The following is a 19,705-nucleotide window of genomic DNA, read 5'->3' on the forward strand; positions in this document are numbered from 1 at the left end:
TTATGTGAGTGTGTATCTATATATGTTTAACTAAACATTCACACAATAACGGAGAGGACAGAAATAACCTGAAGAAGCAAAGCGTTCGCCTTTATCCCCGGATTTCCCCTTTTATAAAGGAATTAAAGAAATCTGGGGATAACAGCGATCGGAAGGTTGTTCTGTCATCGGAGTGCCAGTGTAAATATTCATTAGTTGAACTTATATAGCAACTTACAGCCATGTCTCGCCCTGAAGCGAGATCAGGCCGCGCAGCTCATCATCCGACATCTCGGTCAGCCAGTTCTCACCGGAACCGACCACTTGCTCAGAAAGTGCCTTTTTACTCTCAATCAGCTCATCAATCCGTTCCTCCAGGGTACCCTGACAGATCAGCTTATGCACCTGTACGTTTCGATTCTGCCCAATCCGGAATACCCGGTCCGTTGCCTGATTCTCCACCGCAGGATTCCACCAGCGATCGTAGTGAACGACATGACTGGCACGCGTCAGATTCAGGCCCACACCTCCGGCACGAAGAGACAGGACAAACAAGGATGGCCCTTCCCCTTTTTGGAAGGTTTCCACCATATCATCTCTTTGCGACTTCGATACGCCGCCATGCAGGAAGTAAGGTTCTTCCTCATACCGCTGTTTAAGCCTGGATACGAGCAGTTCTCCCATCGCTACATACTGAGTGAAAATCAGCGCCGACTCCCCGTTGTCACGGATTGCATCCAGCAATTCCAGCAAACGCTCCATTTTACCAGATGCCTCAGCCTTGCCGTGTTCCTTCCGACTGCTGTCTGCCAGCACCGGATGATCGCAGATCTGCTTCAGCTTGGTCAGTGATGACAACACAATTCCCTTACGAGCGATACCGTTACGTCCATCCAATCCGCCCATCAGATCATCCACCACTCGCTGATACAGAACGGTCTGCTCTGGTGTCAGGGAACAATAGGATTTCAGTTCCAGCTTCTCCGGCAGATCCTTGCGGATATCCGGGTCACTTTTCAGCCTGCGCAGCATAAAGGGCGATACAAGCCGATGAAGCTCACGCAAAGAGGCTGCATTTTCTTCGGATGGGCCCAGTCCGGTATAGCGCTGGCGGAATGAAGAAGCCGTGCCCAGATACCCCGGATTGAGGAATTGGAAAATGGACCACAGCTCGCTTAGTCGATTCTCCACTGGCGTACCCGTCATCGCAATGCGATGCGGCGTAGACAGACGCATGACGCTTTGCGCTTGCTTCGTACGGTAATTTTTAATATATTGCGCCTCATCCAGCACAACGGTAGACCAGTGCAATGAAGCCAGATCGGGGCCATCCCGGCCAGCCAGATGATAGGTCGTCAGCACAATATCATGGGACTGTGCTTCCGCCTGGAAGGCATTGCCGTGCAACCGTTGTCCGCCATGATGAATATATAACGACAGATTCGGAGCAAAACGCTTCAGCTCACGCTGCCAGTTCCCGAGCAACGAGGTAGGACACACAATAAGTGCAGGCAGATGCGCATCATGCACATGCGGTTGTTCACTGTTCCCGAACTCTTCTTCCATCCCCATAAACGCTTCGTGCTCACGCGCTTCATCTGCCGCGGCTTGCTGTTCCTCCTGTTTCAAGTCCAGCAAGCAGGTGATAACCTGAATCGTTTTTCCCAGTCCCATATCATCGGCAAGACATACTCCGAACCCAAGCTCACGCATGGCGGATAACCATTGGTATCCCCGCTCTTGATAGGGTCTCAGCTCGCCGTGCAGCTCTGCCGGAACTTGACGAGGCTCAATACTGCGGAGCACCTGCCCGTCGAGCAAAAAGGACAGCAGCCCCTCGGATTCCGCACCAAAGACGGAAAGTCCCTTCCATGCGGTATCTTCGCCTTCTTCCGCTGCCAGATGCAGCCATTCGGATAGAGGCATATATTGTTCTTCTTCTTTTTTCATATAACGCAGAACCTGGCGAATCTCTTTTGTATCCACTTCAATCCATTCGCCGCGGAACATCACATAAGGCACCGTTGCTTCTGCAAGGGCAGCCAGCTCCTCCGCCGTAACCGGTTTGCCGTCCAGCATCGGTTCTGCCTTGAAGGCAACCAGCTGCTCCATGCCCAGTGCAGACGGGGCCCCGACCGGTCTTTCTATGCCACGATTGAGCATTTGCAGACGTAGCCCAGCGCGGCGTTTCCCTGCTCGGCTCCAGCGGGAAGGCATTAACACGGTTACTCCCGCCTTCTGCAGACGAGGCACAGCATAGGTCAAAAATTCAAAAAAGGCTTGCTGTTCCAGCTTCATTCCTTCCGGTCGTGCATGAAGAAGCGCCGTTTCCAGCTCCGGTGCCAGTTCTGATGCATGCCCCAGCGCCATCAGGAGCTGTTCTGCAGCTGAAATATAACGTACTTTGCCTCGGTCCAGATCTCGTTCCGGATGCGCCCAGATCGTACGTGCAGGCAATCTCAGCCCAGATTCCTGCACACTGTCTGCCCAGAAGGTAATCCCCCACAATGATTCATGATCACCAAGGGGCGGTTCCAGCCGCAGTACCAGCTTCAGCTCCCCTTCCGTGGGAGCCGTTTCTTCACTGCCTACCACGGGTCTCGCCGTACCGCCAGCTTCTTGCAGCGTTCCAATGAGTTCTGCCATTTCTTCCGTAGGTCCCTGCACCGTCACCGGGCGGAACATCGAGATCAGACTATTCCACCACAGCTCTGCTACCGGAGAGGACCCACGCCGGAATGGCGTGCGGTAACGAGACAGCTCACTGTCCATGCTTTCCATCTCACTTGTGACAACCGCATGAATCATTCCGCTCATAAATGAAAATAATACGGCTGCTCCCGCTTCCTCCCGTGATTCCGGTTCAGAAGATGCGTATGCTCCAGGTGCAGACAATCCGATCGGCGGCATGGATTCCGCCAACTCCCGGAATCGTTCCACATCCGCTTCCTGCAGCAGACGCGGACGCCATACGCCCGTCAGTGTTTCCTGTCCGGTGCGCCGACGCGCACCCGTCTTGGCCGCAAACTCAGCGGATGGAGCAAATTCTCCACGCAGCAGCAGTTCCTGTGTAAACTGTGCTGCTTTCACCCAGTAGCGAATCTCTTCTCCGGCCTGAATTCCTGCCGCATTCAATATACTTTCGTCCCAATGGAGCAGCAGCTTGAATGTATCTTTAGGCGAGATTGCCAGCCCTTCCAACGTCCGTCCGAGCAATTGACGCCGCTTCGTACCCTTCGCTTCCGCGGCATTACGCATCGGATTGGGCCAACGAAGCTCCGCAAGGCGCAGAGCGGCAGGCTGAAACAGACGACCCCCGTCGCCAAAATTCAGCTTCCGTACCACGTGGCTCCACGCATCCACACGTGGCTCCGATGTTTCACCGGAAAAACAAAAAAATACGTCACCAAGCCATACTCCATACAGCGATTGCATCATTACAGTCTCCCGTCATCCCTTCGCATTGTTACTCTCCATCATATACGAAAATGCTCGGATTTAAAAACGTTTACGAATAAAAAGTGCTACATCACTTCGAAAAACCATCTTCAAACCACTTCGTACTATATTATGTACGGCTGTTAAAAGGTGAAACATACCACGTCATTGCATTCAACGATTAGGTGATCACACTAAAAAATGCCCCTCGTCCCCAAAAAGGGATAAGGAGCATTATCTAAATCAAGCGGATATGTGCTTTGTATATAACATTTCAACGTTGCGTTTACTGCGATTTGGTTAAATTACCGAGCAATACATCCAAATTAAGAATGCCCGCCTCATGATCGTCATTGTGTGCGATTTCCTTGAATATGCCCGTTGTGTAACGTCGATATTCTTCCGTAGGCTCTTCAAACCGATCATACATCACCACGGAATCCACGGAATCGACGACGAGCGGTACATAATCGTCGTGGTAAGGTACAACAATGATACGCGTCGAAGGTGTAGGCTCCTCGTCAGGCATGCCGAGCAGGACGCGGACACTCACAACAGAGACCACTTTGCCGTACAAGGGTGTGAAACCCTTGATCTCAGGACTGCCAAAAGGAACGGTGGTTACCGGGAGCATTTTAATAATTTCATGAACTTCATCAATTCGAAGCGCACAAATCTGATTTCCGACCGAGAAATTGATGTATTGAATTTGAACTTCCTCATCCATAGATGTTTTCATACCCTTCTTGTTTTCAGTTTCAATAGAAGCTTTTTATAGTCATCTTGATCATGAATCATTACATTTCATGTTGCTTTCTCTGTGTTTATATCGGTTAAAGCGAGATAAATTTTTACCCATTTCTTAATATGAAGATTCTATCGTCAGAAAATAAAGGCAGCAGAGCAGATATAAAAAGAAAAATGCAAACAGAGCTCCAAGTAAACCGGGAGTTTGTTTGCATTTTCTGAACGTATTTTTCAGTTCGAATGATCACTCTAATACAAATGGCACGCCACCTGACGCCCTGGTGAAATCTCCCGCAGCTCCGGGATGACGGAGCGGCATTCGTCCTTCACATACGGACAGCGGGTATGGAAGGTGCAGCCGGACGGTGGATTTTCCGGATTGGGCACATCGCCGCCCAGGACGATCCGTTCCTTTTGCACATTCGGATCAGGAACCGGAACAGCGGACATTAATGCTTTGGTATATGGATGCAGCGCCTCGGTAAACAGTTCGGATGTTGGCGCAAGCTCGACCACTTTGCCCAGATACATGACAGCCACACGATCACTGATGAACTTAACGACAGACAAGTCATGAGAGATGAACATATACGTCAGTCCAAATTGTTCCTGCAGATCCTGCATCAGGTTCAGCACCTGTGCCTGAATGGACACATCCAGCGCTGACACAGGCTCGTCACACACAATGAATTTGGGATTCAAAGCGAGAGCACGGGCAATCCCGATCCGTTGGCGTTGTCCACCCGAGAACTCGTGCGGAAAGCGATGTGCCTGGTAGGGGGATAATCCGACCACTTCCATCAGTTCTTCGATTCGGCTCTTTAACTCGTTTTTGCCCAGATTGTGGTGGGTAAGCAGCGGCTCCTCCAGTGTACGCTGTACTGTCCATCGAGGATCAAGGGAGGCGTATGGGTCCTGGAACACCATCTGCATATCCGTTCGGAAACGACGCAGCTCTTCTGGCGGCAGCTTCCGTACATCCTTGCCTTCGAAGAATACTTCACCATCTGTTGGTTCAATCAGACGCAGGATGGCACGCCCCGTGGTGGATTTTCCGCAGCCGGACTCTCCAACCACGGCGAGTGTTTCCCCGCGCTCCACAGACAGTGTTACACCATCGACTGCTTTGACGGCACCGACCTGTTTGGAGAACAGGCCTTTGCGGATAGGGTAATGCTTCTTGAGGTTTCTGACTTCCAATATCGCACTCATATAATCCCCTCCTGTTGCAGCAGACAGCGGCAGCTGTGGCTTGGTGCTGTCTCCAGTAATTCGGGCTGTATCGTCTCGCATCGTGCTTCCTTCACCGGACAACGAGGGGCAAAACGGCAGCCGGAAGGCATATGGGCCGGATTCGGCACCTGACCTGGAATGGATTGAAGACGATCCTGATCCCCTGCAAGCTGCGGCAGCGAAGCGAGTAGACCGCGAGTATATGGATGCTTGGGATCGGCAAAAAGGGTTTTGACATCCGTCTCTTCCACCACTTGTCCGGCATACATCACCATGACGCGATCACACATCTCAGCTACTACGCCGAGATCATGAGTGATCATCATGATTGCCATATTCTCCGTCCGCTGGAGGTCACGCATCAAGTCCAGAATCTGTGCCTGGATGGTCACATCCAGGGCTGTTGTCGGTTCATCTGCAATGAGCAGCTGCGGACTGCACACCATCGCCATGGCAATCATCACCCGCTGGCGCATGCCACCTGAGAGCTGGTGCGGGTATTGTTCTGCAATTTTGTCAGGACGGGGAATGCCGACTTTGCGAAGCATATCAACCGACCGTGTCCAAGCCTCTTTTTTGCCCAGCTTCAGATGATATCGTGCCGCTTCCGAGATTTGTTTGCCGATTTTGAATACCGGATTGAGCGAGGTCATCGGCTCCTGGAAAATCATGGCCATTCGGTTGCCCCGAATTCGACGAATTTCTCGCCCGGACAGCTTAAGCATGTCTTTCCCCTGGAAACGGACTTCCCCTGACGCCACGCGTCCGATCTTTTTGGGGAGCAGCTGCATGATTGATAACGATGTAATACTTTTCCCGCATCCCGATTCTCCGACAATACCCAGCGTTTCACCCTGCCGTATGGAAAGACTGATCCCGTCCACTGCACGGATTACGCCTGCATCCGTGATGAATTCTGTCCGCAAATCCGAAACTTCGAGCAGTTCAGCCATGTTGTTCCCCTCCCCTACCATTACGTTTTGAACTTTTTTTCTTTTTTCTTCTAAAAGAATTAACGCTTGGACGTCGTAGCTTCTTCGGAAGCAGCAGTCTTCGAATTCTTCAAGGACATTTCATCTTCCATACCTTCCACGCCCAAATATTTAAGCGCGCTCAGCGCGTATACTTTGGCGCACTGGATAATCTGCCATACGGGTGCTTTTTCGTTGAAATTATGAATTGTGGACAGCTCTGCCGGACCATATTGCAATACCGGAATCTGATGATTACGGAAGTGGCGTGCATCGCTGGATGCCCATTGCAGCACACCGTACGCCTCTTCGCCGCTCACTTCGCTGATGCTCTCCACCAGTTGGCTCACGATTGGTTCATGCGCTGGAGTCCAGTTGGCGTTGCCCTGGAAGCCAAACGGCTTCAGCTCCGATTCTATTCCTGCTTCAAGCAGAAGCGAGCGAGCACGGTCCAATACATCCCGGTAATCCACACCAAATGGAACGCGAGAGTCTACCTGAACAGTGCAGCGATCCGCTACCACATTCACCTTGGTTCCACCCTGAATGGAACCGATATTCACCGTGACATGGTCGAACACCTGATAAGCCAGACCTGCCTTCTCCCGATCACGCGCATACTCCTGCGAGATGCGAATAATCTCCTTCACCTCTTCCGGGATGTCTGGCTTGATGTCCCACAGCCGCTGCAAGGCTTCAATGCCTTTAGCTGCCTTCACAATCGCATTATCGCCTACAATAGGTTGAAGACTGCCATGACCCGGTGTCCCTTCCACCGTAAATTCAAACCAGCAGCTTCCCTTTTGTCCAATGGTTGGATGCTGCGGGCTGGACGGCTCTGCAATTACCGCGGCAGTTCCGGTTGCAAGACCACGTTCCAGAACCCACGGTACCCCCAGGTCACCGCCTGTTTCTTCATCTGGAACAATCATCAGCGACAGATCACCACGCAAAGGAACACCCAGCTTCGCCAGAATAACCGTCGCAAAGATTAAGCCAGCAAGCCCGCCTTTCATGTCGGATGCCCCGCGTCCCAGCATATATCCGTCCTTGATTTCACCGCAGAACGGATCAAAATCCCAACGGGAAAGATCCCCGGCTGGCACAACGTCCGTATGACCACAGAAAATCAGATGTTTGTCTGACTTGTCCGCGCCTTCTCCGTGTAACGTCGAGATCAGGTTAAACATCGTTTCCGTTGCCGCATGTACTTTGGTGTCTATTCCAGCCCGATGCAGATATTCGATAATAAAAGCGCTAATCTCACGCGAATCCCCTGGAGGGTTCTCCGTCGGAAAACGAATCAGCTGTGAACAGAGCTCCAGTAATTCGTCCTGGCCTTCCTCGATTGCATCAAGTACCTTCCTTTTCCAATCCATCCTGTTCAGGCTCCTTTCAATATGGGCTGTATGGTGGTCCGTACGAATCGTCAGAAGACAGGCATGATTGCCTGTCCCCCAGATCGTCCGTTCGTTTACTGCTCTTTGCTAAGCGGGTAGAAACGCAGAACCTCATCCGGATAATACACGTATCCGCTGACCTTGTTATTCATGCCGACAACCCGGTTGTATTCGTATAGATACGCCCATGGCGCTTCTGTCGTAATAATCTCCTGTGCCTTCATGTATAGCTCGTTGCGTTTCGCCTGATCCGGTTCGGCACCTGCTTCTTCCCACAGCTTGTTAACTTCCGCATTGTTGTAATGAATGTAGTTGGAAGAGCCTTTGCCATAGAGCAGGAAGCCCAGATGGTACCCAGGGTCGTTAACAAATGAAGTCCATTTGGAGATGTAAGAGACTAAGTTCCCTTCTTTTTGCTGTTCCAGGAACTGTGCACGAGCGACTTTGTTAATGTTCATTTTGACACCGATCTTGGCCAGCTCTGCTTGAATCAGAACCGCATCATACTCCCAGTCGTCAAAGCCGGAACCGAGGGTAAAGTCAAAGCTGAACCCTTCCGCATAACCCGCTTCTTTCAACAACGCCTTGGCTTTGTCCAGATTGTACTCGTACACATAGCCTGCATCCGTAAAGCCCGGTGTGTTACTTGCTACAGCACTTTTCATCTCTTTGGCTTGACCGTACATAACATCGTTAATCAATTGATCATAAGGGATCGCATAGTTGATGGCCTGACGCACTTTTTCATTATCAAACGGTTTGACATTGTTGTTCATCGCGAAGAACAAAATGCGGTTACTCGCATTGGACTTGATGGTCAAATCACTGTTCTCCTGCAAAGCTGCAACATCTTTGGGAGGAATCTCGATCGCCATGTCCACGTCACTCTTGTTCAGCAGCAGAACACGGTTGGAGGCTTCCTTCGTGAATTTCAGCGTAACTTTGCTGAGTTTCGGTGCACCCTGCCAGTAGTCGTTGTTGGCCTGGAAGACTGCTTCACTGGCCGGGTCCCATTTTTCAAGCGTGAACGGGCCTGAACCGGCAGCATTCGTTTTCAGATAATCATCACCTTTTTCCTCGACCAGCTTCTGGTCCACAATGGAGAAGGTATACATGGCAATGATCTGGGTGAACATGTGGTTTGCTTTATTAAGTACGATCTCGACGGTGGAGTCGTCCTTGGCTGTCACGCTCTTGATGTCGGCCATTCCGTATAGAAAGCTGCCGGAGCTGGACTTCGCCACACGGTCAAAAGAGTACACAACCGCATCCGCATTGACCGGATTTCCACTTTGGAATTTCAGACCGCTTTTGATTTTGAACGTATACGTTGTATTGTCATCAGACACTTCCCAGCTCTCGGCCAGCATCGGCTGAATATCCTCCGTGTTGGCTACGTCAGCACCATCCACCGTTTTGACACCATAGGTTACCAACTGATCATAGGTTGCCAGTACCAAAGTGTCCGAGGTCAGGTCATTCGCTTCCGCCGGGTCCATCGTGGTTCCCCCCTCAGAGTAAGCAACCGTCAGTGTTGGCGCGGGTTTTGTTTCCTCTCCTGAGCCGGATGCCGCAGGCTGCTGGTTGGCATTGCTGGCACAGCCGCCAAGAACAACGGTAAGAGCAATCATTGCAGAAAACCATTTGAGCTTTTTCATGTTTAGTTTCCTCCCCTTTTTGAACCAGTCTTATGATGTGATACTGTAAAACGTTGCAGCTTTTATTAGACAAAGCAAATGTGTGCACCAGTACCTTGGAAAGCAACTTACCCATTTCCTGATACCAACCGCAGCAGCATTCATTCTGCCTACTGCCGGCGATGGAACCTTGCATGCCATTAGTCCAAGGCATTCCCCGCAAGTCCGTTCCACCATCCAGCTATCTATGAATCGGTTCTGTAGAGGTCGGTGGTGACCCACCTCTATTTTCCCGAACGCAACCTTGGGTCCAGTACATCACGGAAACCATCTCCGAGCAGGTTAAAGCCAAGAATGGATGTGGCTATAGCCAGTCCAGGGAATGTCACGAGCCACCATTGTCCGGAAATGATATACTCCCGACCTTCAGAGATCATGGCCCCCCATTCGGCTGTAGGCGGTTTGACGCCAAGACCGAGAAAACTCAAACTGGATGCCGTCAGGATGGCAAAGCCCATACCGAGTGTGGCTTGTACCAACAGTGGTGCCAAAGCATTCGGCAAGATGTGGCGAAACAATATCACTCTGTCCCTCACACCGATGGCTCTGCTTGCCTCCACGTATTCCTTTTCGCGCAGGGATACCGTCTGCCCATACATCAATCTGGCAAATTCGGGAATGCCCACAATCCCTACAGCAATCATGGCACTCGTCAGTCCGTTGCCGATGGAAGCCGCGATGGCCATGGAGAGTACCAGCGAGGGAAATGCAAGCAATACATCCATTACCCGCATGATGATATTGCCAGTACGTCCGCCGTAGTAAGCAGCGATTCCGCCCAGCGGAACCCCGATGACAAACGAGATGCTGACGGCAATCAAGCCTGTCCAGATGCTGATTCTAGCTCCATACAGAACACGACTCAGAATGTCACGACCATAGTTATCGGTACCAAACCAGTGACCACCTGATGGCGATTCCAGCTTCACAGCCGTATTCGTCACGTACGGATCATACGGGGCAATCCAGGGGGCAATAGCTGCAATGACAGTCCACATGACGATAAAGGCCAGACCAATGGCAGCGAGCCGATTGCGGAGCAACAATCTCAGAAAGGTTTTGGGTTTGGGAACAACCGCCGGTGCAGGTTTGGTTCCCATGGAAGTCGGTGCGGCAGTACTCACAGCGGTACTCCTCCTTTCGCGGCGACCCTATTCATAACGGATTCGTGGATCAATCAATCCATAGACCAGATCCACCGCCAGATTTATAAAGCTGAACAGAATGGCACTTACCAGTGTGAAGGCCTGAATTGGTGCATAATCGGCGGCCAGAATCGAATCTGTGACATAACCGCCGACACCGGGCCAGGAAAAGATAGTTTCCGTGATGACCGCACCACCGAGTAATCCGCCAAACTGAAGACCAAGAACGGTCAACGTGGGAATCAGCGCATTGATCAGGGAGTGTTTGCCGACGACCGCGGTTTCGCTCAAGCCTTTGGCTCGTGCGGTACGCACATAGTCCTGTCCGATGACTTCCAGCATGCTGGACCTGGTCATACGTGCCACTATTGCCATTGTCCCTGTGCTCAGGCAGATGGCCGGAAGCAGCAAATGCGCAAGACTGCTTTTGAGTGCAACCATATCTCCGGTCATAAGACTGTCTACGACATACAATCCGGTGATATGCGTCGGTGGATTGAGGTCTCCGCTGATGCGTCCCATTGGAGCCGGAGCCCAGCCGAGGATGGAATAGAAGATGTAAATAAACAGCAGTCCCAGCCAGAAGATGGGTACACATGCTCCAATCAAGGAGAACACTCTGGAGATGTGGTCGATAAAGGACTCTTTTCGAGTTGCAGCGATAATGCCTACCGGAATCGCAACACAGATGGCTATAATCACACTGGCCAACGTCAGCTCAATGGTTGCCGGAAAGCGGGTAGCGAAATCACTTAGCACCGTATGACCGGTATGGTAGGCGAATCCCAGATTCCCTTGAAGCAACTGTCCCACGTAACTAAAAAACTGTACAAATAATGGCTTGTCCAATCCCATGTCCATTCGGATTTTGGCAATGACATCATCCGTGGCCTGTTCGCCAGCCATGACAATGGCGGGATCTCCCGGAAGAACGCGGGACAGGATGAAGGTAATCACCACAATGCCGATCAGTGCCGGAATCATCTGCAGCAGCCTTCGGAGCGTGTAAGCAAACAATCGATCAACCCCTTTAACTCTCATGTCTCACTTGCTGTTTTACGGTTCTCTGTGGACGGCCCAGTCTTGAAAACTTGACTGTTTATTCGTCTCTTCTTTGTAATTGTGCTTATTTTACCTAGAATCGGAGCGTCGAACTACGTCCCTTTTAGCTAAAAAAAAGCACAACCGTTTGTCGATTGTGCACTAATGTCTCCTATTAATGTCATGTTAAATTACACTCTAAGACATAGTTCGTCATTTTTCGACCTATATCTACCATAAAGTTCATCGTTGGTATTGCTGTAGAAACAAATGTCCGATTGGCAGGACCTACACCTCTTGTTTATCCTGCTTCATGTAGTAATACACAAGACACAGATGACAGACAAATTGTTCACGCGGGTGATTCAGGTCGAAGCCCGTAATGTCCCGTATTCGCTCCAGTCGGTATTTCACGGAATTCCGGTGAATATAGAGGCGGTTTGCAGTCTCGATCAGGCTGCCTCTGCTCTCCAGATAATAAAAAAACGTACGCAGCAAATCCCCGCTGTGCTCATCATCATAAGCACGCAATTTCCCCAGCTTCCGTTCAAACAATGCCGCAAAACCTGGATCATTCGCCGTTTCACTCAACAAATGATATACCTCCACGTCCTCAAACCGGGTTGTACGCCCACCGGACAAGCGGGAGGATACGAGCAGGGCATTTCTGGCCTCGCCATAGCTTTGATGCATATTCCAAAGTGGAACCTGGGTGCCTACGCCTGTTCTGAATTGTCCAAGCTTGTTGGCCGGATCTTCGAGCCATAGCCCGATCGTATCAGACCAGGATTGAACGTCATCCTTCCATGCCGCATCCCGGGATTCCGGTGTTGGCAAGAAGAGCACCGCCCTGTTGGTCCGAAACTCAATATGAGGCGCTACCCTCCGTTTTCTGGCCTCCTGACCAAGCAATTCCGTCAATAGGTCTTCATCTGGAGCAGTCTCACCTTCCATCACGGCTACTTCCCATACATGCTCCGGATTCATGCCAAGCTTGCGACCTCTCGATTCGGCCTCATGTGGCAGCAGCAGAGGTGGTGTCAGCAGTTCGTCAATGAAGTTGCCCCGCAGACGCAATTCGGTATCTTCCGCCACCTTGTTTCTCATCAATTCCAGGGATAATACTAATCTGGCTTGCTCAATACCGACTTGTTCCATCTCATCCAGGGAGTCCTTGTCCACCAGCAGTCGGGCGACCTTTCGCCGATCGAGATTTATCTCCCATACGAGCGGGTCCACAGCTTCTTTCCATTCATAATCCGGCGGTGAAGACACAATCATCTGACCAGCATTGTCGATAACACCCACGGGTGCCTGAAGCAGCTCAGCCACATTGTCCCCCACCGCCTGTATTCCGCTGTTTTCAAGTACCATGGTCATCAGTGTCCGATATACTTCCTCTGACCTGCGGAGAAGTGCGGCCTGTCGATCCAGTACCAATTCCATAACAGGCTGCGTAATATCCATGTAGGGTATTTCCGGAGGAATTTCAATGATGGGCAGGCCGCAGTCATTACTGGCTGCAACGGCTTCTTTCGGGATTTCTTTGAGAAAACGCGCAGGCTTGATAGCCAGAGCAGCCGCCCCTGCTTCATTAAGTGTATAGATTAGTTCTCCGAGCAAGCCGGGATTATCACGAATTGAATAGGCTGTCGTCAGCATAAGCATGCCTTCTCGCAACCACCCTTGCAGATCGGGCACCTCCATAATATCCACGAACCGCACAACCCGATCCAATCCCTGGTGCCCACTAATGACTTTGGCCTTGCTGAGTATAGGAATATTCAACAGTTCTTTCAATGTTATACCTGTCGTTTTCAAACCTATCGACCACCCTGAGCCAGATTTGCAAATCATTTTTGCATACTGTATCTAATTTTTTTGGATAGTTTACCAGACTATCTGATCAAAAAAAACGGGAATTTCTGTGATATCCGTATGTTATGTATTCATTTTATAAATTATAGTATTAACAATACGTTGTTAGTAGAAGTTAATTGCATGGAAAATAAATTCATTACTTTATCGCTTCACATTACAAAATAGGATAATTATATCCACGCTCCTCGCACACCTGCGCCATGCTATTCCAAGAGCCCCGATAACACCTTATCCAACACAAATAACGCCGATGCAGTTATACACATTGCATCGGCGTCAACATCAAATTAACCCAAATATAAAATCATCACATATCCACATCCGGCATTCCATAGATCAGACATTCAACGCAGACACAGCTGCTCCCAATGAATAGATCGGGTCAAGCGCCCGGATATGCAGTTCTTTTTCCACTTCCAAGGCGAATCCCATCGTTGCAAAACCTGTACACGCAAGAACAATGGACTCGGCGCCCTCCGCCTTCAGTCTTCTGGCGGCTTCCATAGCCGCGATTCGCCCCTGTGGCGTGTTGAGATCCAGCGTAGTTACCACACCTTCGGGACGCTCCATCCCAATATAGGCATCACCTAGTATTCCTCGAATTAGATGAGGCACTTCCTCAAGGATGGTCAATACACCTACACGCGCCGCTGAAGTGAGCGCAAGATGTGCTGCACATGATCCAGCACCATAGACTGGGATGTCAACAGCGGCACGCATTTCTGCGAGAGCCGGATCGGCTGCACAACTGATACCGATGGAGGTACAGCCTTCCTGTTCCAGTTTTCGTGCCAGATCCACAATTTTGGGAATCGATTCAAGCTCTGTGGCCTGATCATATACCCCCAGCGGTTGATCGGGAATGCAGCGACTCCGAACCTGAATGCCATAACGTCCTTCAATCAATGCCCCGTGTCTGTGGATATCTTCTTCATGATGAAGCGTAATCACTCTGATAAGACCCAACATCAGCATTCCTCCCCAGGCTGTGGATATCTTGTGCATATGTTACCCACAAACTGTTGATAGTTACCCCCAGTTATGTGGATATCTCTTTATATATTGTGAATATGTTGTGTATTTGTCGCTAAAACTACCGCGTAATTTACGCATTGGTCCCCACTGTGGATATGTTGTGCATACGCTCTCATTCACTTTTTTTTGATCTACAAGGTTATCCCTTGAATATTCTGCTCTGTTATTGATCGAGCAGTTCTCCCTGACGCATAATCAACACATCATCAATGTACACATCCGGCTTCTGCACAACGGCATCAATGTGAACACCTGCTGCAACTGTGCCGCCAAAGGTATTATTACTTCCAAAAGCAACATGAATCGTACCGTAGACTTTCTCGTCCTCCAGGACAACACCTGTAATTCGGGCCTTGTCATTGGTGCCAATGCCAAATTCGCCAAGAATCCGACCATCCCCTTCACCCAGCATGGATAACAACTTGTCTCCTTCAACGCCAGTTGCTGTAACAAGGCGCCCTTCTCTAACTGTCAGTAGAACAGGTTCACTGATCGCACCTATTCCTGCAATTGAGCCATCCACCAGGATTTCACCCTCGCCAATGCCTTCAACGGGGGCGATGTACGCTTCACCGGAAGGCAAATTGCCGGATTCACCTGGATTGAGGTACATACCTGTGCTCGGCACGCCATTACGACCCTGAATGGAGAACGACAGCTGGTGTCCATCTTTTTCGATACGGACACTTCTCCCTGCACTCAGCATGGCCGTAACCTTATCTGTCAATGCCTTCACTTTGGGATATTCTGCGGTAATGGCTCCGTTCATGAACATATCGTCCGTCATGCCCGGCATCGTAGCTACCCGGGTTCCAGCAGCTGCCGCCTGTTTACGCGCCTGCGTATGGGTTAATGAATAACGAGTTACGCACACTGCGACATCTGCACACTTCATCGCTTCGGCAATCGGCGCAGGCGGCTCTTCACCGGATTTGCTCCGTTCCTTCATCACCATTAGTACCGCATCTGCTCCCAGTGCCTTGCCTGCCTCATATATGGACTCGGCCAGTTCTCTCTTGGCATCATCCGCTACGACAGCCAGTGTCTCACCACTGCGAAGTCCAAGGCATTCCACCAAAACATTTTTACTGACGTCAATTCGTTGCTGGTTCATTGGTTCGTCTCCTCCTGTGTCAGACCATTTCCGCTACTAGCTTCCCCATTAGAGCATTCGACAAAATGACTGGGATTCCTGCGCTGGCATTGGCAACCCACTGACGGTGGCGCTCATCATACCCCATGCAATCCAGTAAAATAAGTTCAACACGCCCCTTTAATGATTCCGTCGCCTGCCGGAACTCAGCCTCCCCGGATGTATAAGGAGAAGCAGCGGCAAACGCAGGCTGGACCAGGGAGGAAAACTTCAAATCAAGCTGTCCCGCTTGCTCTGGCAATGGTCCGATAAGCCCCAGACGGCGGCCATCGGCCATCGCCTGTACGGCTGGAGGAATAATGCGGTCAGGCTCAATGAGGTGCACCTTGACTGAACGCAGACCTGGAAAGGAACCTGTGCACAGCAGCAGAATATTGGGGACACCCATTGCTTCGAATTCACGAATCTTTTGATTCAGCATCGGTCTGATTTTTTCACGGGATACGATAGCCGCACTGCCATCCTGTAGACGGGAAGTGAGCACATATTCACCAGGTTCCGGGGCCAGCGCAGCAATCTGAGTTGCCGACAGCCCGTCCAGCACTCCGACCTGAAGGAGTTCCGCCCGCCCCTCCAGATACTTTTCTATGACAGGCGCAACATCGGTTCGCGGAGCTTGTCCAATCGTAATCATGCCAAGCTGCTTGGTCATGTTCTAGCCTCCTACATATCAGATCGGCTGTAGAAGCCACGTATGTCCACAGCATTATTTTCACCTGCCGCGTTAACCGTGAACTTCTCGACTAAACTATGCTGACGGAGCTGCCTGGATTCCTGGGGTCTGAAGTACTTTCATTGATCCATATAGACGAGTAATCAGGTTATATTCCTCCACATTGTAGAAAGAACAGGTGCCATTCGTAAATTCCTTGGCTGTCTCCACGACCAAACGAACTGCGCTTGCAATGTCAACCTCATGGCTCGCTCCTGTGCCGCATCCCGGAACTGCGGATTGTGCGGTTACAGCTACGCCTACAACGGGTGCATGTGTAGCCACAGCTGGCTGTAAAATGGAATTGATATGGTATAAGTCATTGCCGTATGGCGTAATATCCTGCGTTGTAATCGGGAAAGTCACAGGCAGCTGCCCTGTGGTCATCTCCATAATTCGGAGCAAATCATCGCTCACCCGTAAAATATATCCCTCTTTCACTGTTGGCGAAATGGCGATGCCTTTATGGTTAATCACCCGGTTTCCTTTGGTTGTATCAATGGACAAAATGGCTTCCATCTCAGGTAGAACCTCATGTTCGTTCATCTGCAAAATGTCGACCGGAGAGTCCATAAAATCAACCGGTTCATGCGGAAGCGTGGGAGCATCCGGACAGATATGCGTAGTTACAATGACATCACCTTTAAGCGAATCACCCTTGGTCTGCATATCGGCGAGTTTCAGTCCTGCTGCGACAGCAGCAACGGCGCCATCGGCATCCGAGACGAGTCCGATGCGTGTAGGACGGGCACCGATTCCACCCAGTCGTCCGACAATCCCCATGGTCGGGGCCTGCCCTCCCGACAGCTTGCCTTGTGTACCAGGGATGATGATTTTAACAAAATCCGTGCTTCCCTTTTCCCCTTGTACGGTCAGCACTTCAACGGAAACCTGTGGGTATTGAACAAATAGTTGCTTTACACTTTCACCATTTACATAAGCGCTGTCCAGCGCGTCCAGTGCCAATAACGTTTTTTGAAGTGGCATTGTACACATCCTCCTCTTAGCTGTTGATCTTGAAATCAAGTCTATCGCAGTTCAGAAGAGGCTCACAATGTACTGCCTTGCCAAAATGAGCATCGTTTTATTGTGCGACAAGTATAAATGGAAGTGAAAATAACGTTTTCATTCCGTTTATCTAACTGTATGTGTAATATAATTTAACATTTTATTATCGAGCGACTTGAATATCATGTAATTTTGGGAATGCACACTTCATTTCTTCGCATACCCTCTTTTCATTTGCCACTCCACAAGCAGCGAAGCAGTTTCTTCCGCATGAAACAGGGGAAATTGGTGCCCATAGGGAAGTTCCACATGTTGAACGGAGGAATGGATATTTTCGGGGCGCGCGTATCCCTTATCGTTTGTCCCCCAAACCATAAGTGTGCGCTGCGCATCTGCACTTGTCTGCGACACTTTATCATTTGAATGAGACTGTATCCAGTGGAGCAAATCAGCATTCGCTCCTGCGATGCGGGGAGACTTCAAACCAGAAGAAACTCTTCTCGCATAACCTTTCAGCAGAGTTGGATTGATCTCCGAAACATCTGCTCTTTTTAACTGTCCAGCCACTTGCTGTGGAGTCATCCGAGATAACAGTCCTTGCAGCATTCTTCTCGGGAGCCTTGATATCAGGCGCTGCATTCCGTCTTTTGAAGCTCCCCATACGGGTTGCAGCAAGGCAAGCTGGATATTTTCACGTCCACTCTCCTGCATCACCGCCGCGGCTATGGCTGCCCCAACAGAATGTCCTAACAGTTTGACAGGACCTTGTATCTCATCCAGCACACTTCGCATCGCTTCGACCTGCCCTTTGAAGGCCGCCCCTATTATCTTGTTCCGATGAACCGGAGAACGCCCAAATCCGGCAAGATCCACAAGCCATACAGGGTTTCCCGTCATACTCCATAGCGCATCTCCCAGCGGGATCATATCGTCAGCACTGCTCATCAAACCATGAACAATCACCCACGGCTCCCCTTGACCCTCATGGAGCAGCACCGCAAGACTGCCCTTACGTGTCCGAGTCCAGCTCTGAGGCAGATCCTCCTGTGCAGGATAGCTGAAACGATAATCCAAATCGGCTATTACGTAAGGTAATAGCTCGCTAACTTCAGGCAAGTTTAGTCCCATTCGTCGAAATAACCGCTCCGTCTGCTGCACTTCAAACTCCTGTTTGGTAATAAACGCGATCGATTCAGGCGGTATTCCGCTGATCTTTGTACCACCAGCCTTCATCGCTGCATGGATCATGGGCAGAGGTACTGACCATCGAGGTGCAGATACATCCAACTCAACCGCCATTAGCCGAATCAGTTCCTTCATATCCGGACCGTCCGCTTTTCTGGACAACAAGGGATATGTCCCGCCGGATGGATGACTGTCCTGAGTCAGAAAAACAAGGGTCTTTGCAACCACATCATTGGATACAAGGGGCAGCCAATGCTGTCGACCACCAGGAATCACCGGCATTCTACGCCTTCTCATTGCCTGTATCATCATGCCAATTCCACCCGTTTGTTCGGTTGCCCCTGTAGGATATGGACCCACGATTGTACTCGGGTTAACAACAGATAAGACATACGAATGCTGCTCAGCGTGCTGTCGAATATAGCGGTCCGCTTCGAATTTCATATGTTCATAAGCACTTTCCGAATGGAAGGCTTTGCTAATCAATGACTTCTGACCGCTCGACTTATCCCCAACATCTTCATTCGTTGAAGATATAGGCGGAGAATCCTTCCTTCCATACGGACTCATAAAACCAACCACGTGGATAAAGTGCCTCAATCCTTGTTTACGCTGGATTTCTTCGGCCAATTCGGCCATCCCTCTTGCTCCATTCATAAAAATCTGTTCTGCCACCTTCGGTTGCAATGTGACATCCATCGTCCCACCTGCATGAATTATGACATTGGCCTGAAGAGCACGTTCACGATCAGCTTTGGTCAGTCCGAGGCCAGGAGCTGACAGATCTCCCTGAATACAAGTTATTCGGCTGAAATCCGTTACTCCGTATGCATTCAGAACCATCCTCGCTTTGGATTCCGAGCGTACAAGCAGTAATAACTGCACTTCACTGTGCCCAAGTTGTTTTACTGCCTCCTTGCCTATAAATCCGGTACTGCCTGTCATCAAAATAGTGGTTGATTCAGTCGCTATGTTGTTCTTAGCTGGATTGGAATCAGTCTTACCTCCTGCGTTTAATGATGATGATGAATTATGTATACTCATTTCTAATCTCTCTCCCTTTTTAGTATTATTTATTTT

The 19,705-nt window shown here is 50.2% G+C and carries 14 protein-coding genes; all 14 read right to left on the reverse strand.

Annotation, left to right across the window (positions count from 1 at the left end; translation table 11 throughout):
* Window positions 1-213 precede the first annotated feature (213 nt).
* The 14 genes from HW560_RS02530 to HW560_RS02595 all read right to left on the reverse strand — a co-directional run bounded on the left by HW560_RS02530 (window position 214) and on the right by HW560_RS02595 (window position 19,669).
* Window positions 214-3,417 carry a DEAD/DEAH box helicase gene (locus HW560_RS02530; protein ID WP_179261910.1) on the reverse strand — a complete coding sequence of 1,068 codons (3,204 nt, stop codon included), beginning with the start codon at window positions 3,415-3,417 and terminating at the stop codon, window positions 214-216.
* A 286-nt stretch (window positions 3,418-3,703) separates the two neighbouring features.
* Window positions 3,704-4,156: a chemotaxis protein CheW gene (locus HW560_RS02535; protein WP_090904210.1), complete on the reverse strand. Its 453-nt coding sequence runs from the start codon at window positions 4,154-4,156 to the stop codon at window positions 3,704-3,706.
* Between the two features lie 257 nt (window positions 4,157-4,413).
* On the reverse strand, window positions 4,414-5,376 hold the full coding sequence (locus HW560_RS02540; protein ID WP_090904209.1) for an ABC transporter ATP-binding protein: 963 nt from the start codon (window positions 5,374-5,376) through the stop codon (window positions 4,414-4,416).
* Window positions 5,373-6,350 carry an ABC transporter ATP-binding protein gene (locus HW560_RS02545; RefSeq protein WP_090904208.1) on the reverse strand — a complete coding sequence of 326 codons (978 nt, stop codon included), beginning with the start codon at window positions 6,348-6,350 and terminating at the stop codon, window positions 5,373-5,375. The genes HW560_RS02540 and HW560_RS02545 overlap by 4 nt, the downstream gene beginning before the upstream one ends.
* A gap of 59 nt (window positions 6,351-6,409) precedes the next feature.
* Window positions 6,410-7,747: a M20 family metallopeptidase gene (locus HW560_RS02550; RefSeq protein ID WP_257031636.1), complete on the reverse strand. Its 1,338-nt coding sequence runs from the start codon at window positions 7,745-7,747 to the stop codon at window positions 6,410-6,412.
* Between the two features lie 95 nt (window positions 7,748-7,842).
* Window positions 7,843-9,426 carry an ABC transporter substrate-binding protein gene (locus tag HW560_RS02555; protein WP_090904207.1) on the reverse strand — a complete coding sequence of 528 codons (1,584 nt, stop codon included), beginning with the start codon at window positions 9,424-9,426 and terminating at the stop codon, window positions 7,843-7,845.
* Between the two features lie 263 nt (window positions 9,427-9,689).
* Entirely contained in the window at window positions 9,690-10,565 is an 876-nt protein-coding gene (locus tag HW560_RS02560) for an ABC transporter permease (protein ID WP_063568004.1), read from the reverse strand.
* Between the two features lie 51 nt (window positions 10,566-10,616).
* Window positions 10,617-11,627, reverse strand: coding sequence for an ABC transporter permease (locus HW560_RS02565; protein ID WP_170867904.1), 1,011 nt, complete (start codon window positions 11,625-11,627; stop codon window positions 10,617-10,619).
* Between the two features lie 312 nt (window positions 11,628-11,939).
* Window positions 11,940-13,472, reverse strand: coding sequence for a PucR family transcriptional regulator (locus HW560_RS02570; RefSeq protein WP_179261912.1), 1,533 nt, complete (start codon window positions 13,470-13,472; stop codon window positions 11,940-11,942).
* A 396-nt stretch (window positions 13,473-13,868) separates the two neighbouring features.
* Window positions 13,869-14,501, reverse strand: a complete 633-nt coding sequence (locus HW560_RS02575; RefSeq protein WP_090904204.1) for an aspartate/glutamate racemase family protein — start codon at window positions 14,499-14,501, stop codon at window positions 13,869-13,871.
* Between the two features lie 229 nt (window positions 14,502-14,730).
* Window positions 14,731-15,681 carry an aminopeptidase gene (locus HW560_RS02580; RefSeq protein WP_179261914.1) on the reverse strand — a complete coding sequence of 317 codons (951 nt, stop codon included), beginning with the start codon at window positions 15,679-15,681 and terminating at the stop codon, window positions 14,731-14,733.
* 19 nt (window positions 15,682-15,700) lie between these two features.
* Window positions 15,701-16,372, reverse strand: a complete 672-nt coding sequence (locus tag HW560_RS02585; protein ID WP_179261916.1) for an AroM family protein — start codon at window positions 16,370-16,372, stop codon at window positions 15,701-15,703.
* A 96-nt stretch (window positions 16,373-16,468) separates the two neighbouring features.
* The gene (locus HW560_RS02590; RefSeq protein ID WP_090904202.1) at window positions 16,469-17,419 is read right to left on the reverse strand and encodes a DUF1177 domain-containing protein; all 951 of its coding nucleotides are present in this window, start codon (window positions 17,417-17,419) and stop codon (window positions 16,469-16,471) included.
* A gap of 228 nt (window positions 17,420-17,647) precedes the next feature.
* Window positions 17,648-19,669 (reverse strand): alpha/beta fold hydrolase, encoded by a 2,022-nt coding sequence (locus tag HW560_RS02595; protein WP_179261918.1) that lies wholly within the window; start codon window positions 19,667-19,669, stop codon window positions 17,648-17,650.
* Between the last annotated feature and the right edge of the window lie 36 nt (window positions 19,670-19,705).

Source organism: Paenibacillus sp. E222, assembly GCF_013401555.1.
Lineage (GTDB): Bacteria > Bacillota > Bacilli > Paenibacillales > Paenibacillaceae > Paenibacillus.

What these genes read in the sequence shown, in the direction of transcription:
- HW560_RS02530 (WP_179261910.1), bottom strand. Translation starts at nt 3,417, where the DNA reads ATGATGCAATCGCTGTATGGAGTATGGCTTGGTGACGTATTTTTTTGT.
- HW560_RS02535 (WP_090904210.1), bottom strand. Translation starts at nt 4,156, where the DNA reads ATGAAAACATCTATGGATGAGGAAGTTCAAATTCAATACATCAATTTC.
- HW560_RS02540 (WP_090904209.1), bottom strand. Translation starts at nt 5,376, where the DNA reads ATGAGTGCGATATTGGAAGTCAGAAACCTCAAGAAGCATTACCCTATC.
- HW560_RS02545 (WP_090904208.1), bottom strand. Translation starts at nt 6,350, where the DNA reads ATGGCTGAACTGCTCGAAGTTTCGGATTTGCGGACAGAATTCATCACG.
- HW560_RS02550 (WP_257031636.1), bottom strand. Translation starts at nt 7,747, where the DNA reads ATGGATTGGAAAAGGAAGGTACTTGATGCAATCGAGGAAGGCCAGGAC.
- HW560_RS02555 (WP_090904207.1), bottom strand. Translation starts at nt 9,426, where the DNA reads ATGAAAAAGCTCAAATGGTTTTCTGCAATGATTGCTCTTACCGTTGTT.
- HW560_RS02560 (WP_063568004.1), bottom strand. Translation starts at nt 10,565, where the DNA reads ATGGGAACCAAACCTGCACCGGCGGTTGTTCCCAAACCCAAAACCTTT.
- HW560_RS02575 (WP_090904204.1), bottom strand. Translation starts at nt 14,501, where the DNA reads ATGTTGGGTCTTATCAGAGTGATTACGCTTCATCATGAAGAAGATATC.
- HW560_RS02580 (WP_179261914.1), bottom strand. Translation starts at nt 15,681, where the DNA reads ATGAACCAGCAACGAATTGACGTCAGTAAAAATGTTTTGGTGGAATGC.
- HW560_RS02585 (WP_179261916.1), bottom strand. Translation starts at nt 16,372, where the DNA reads ATGACCAAGCAGCTTGGCATGATTACGATTGGACAAGCTCCGCGAACC.
- HW560_RS02590 (WP_090904202.1), bottom strand. Translation starts at nt 17,419, where the DNA reads ATGCCACTTCAAAAAACGTTATTGGCACTGGACGCGCTGGACAGCGCT.
- HW560_RS02595 (WP_179261918.1), bottom strand. Translation starts at nt 19,669, where the DNA reads ATGAGTATACATAATTCATCATCATCATTAAACGCAGGAGGTAAGACT.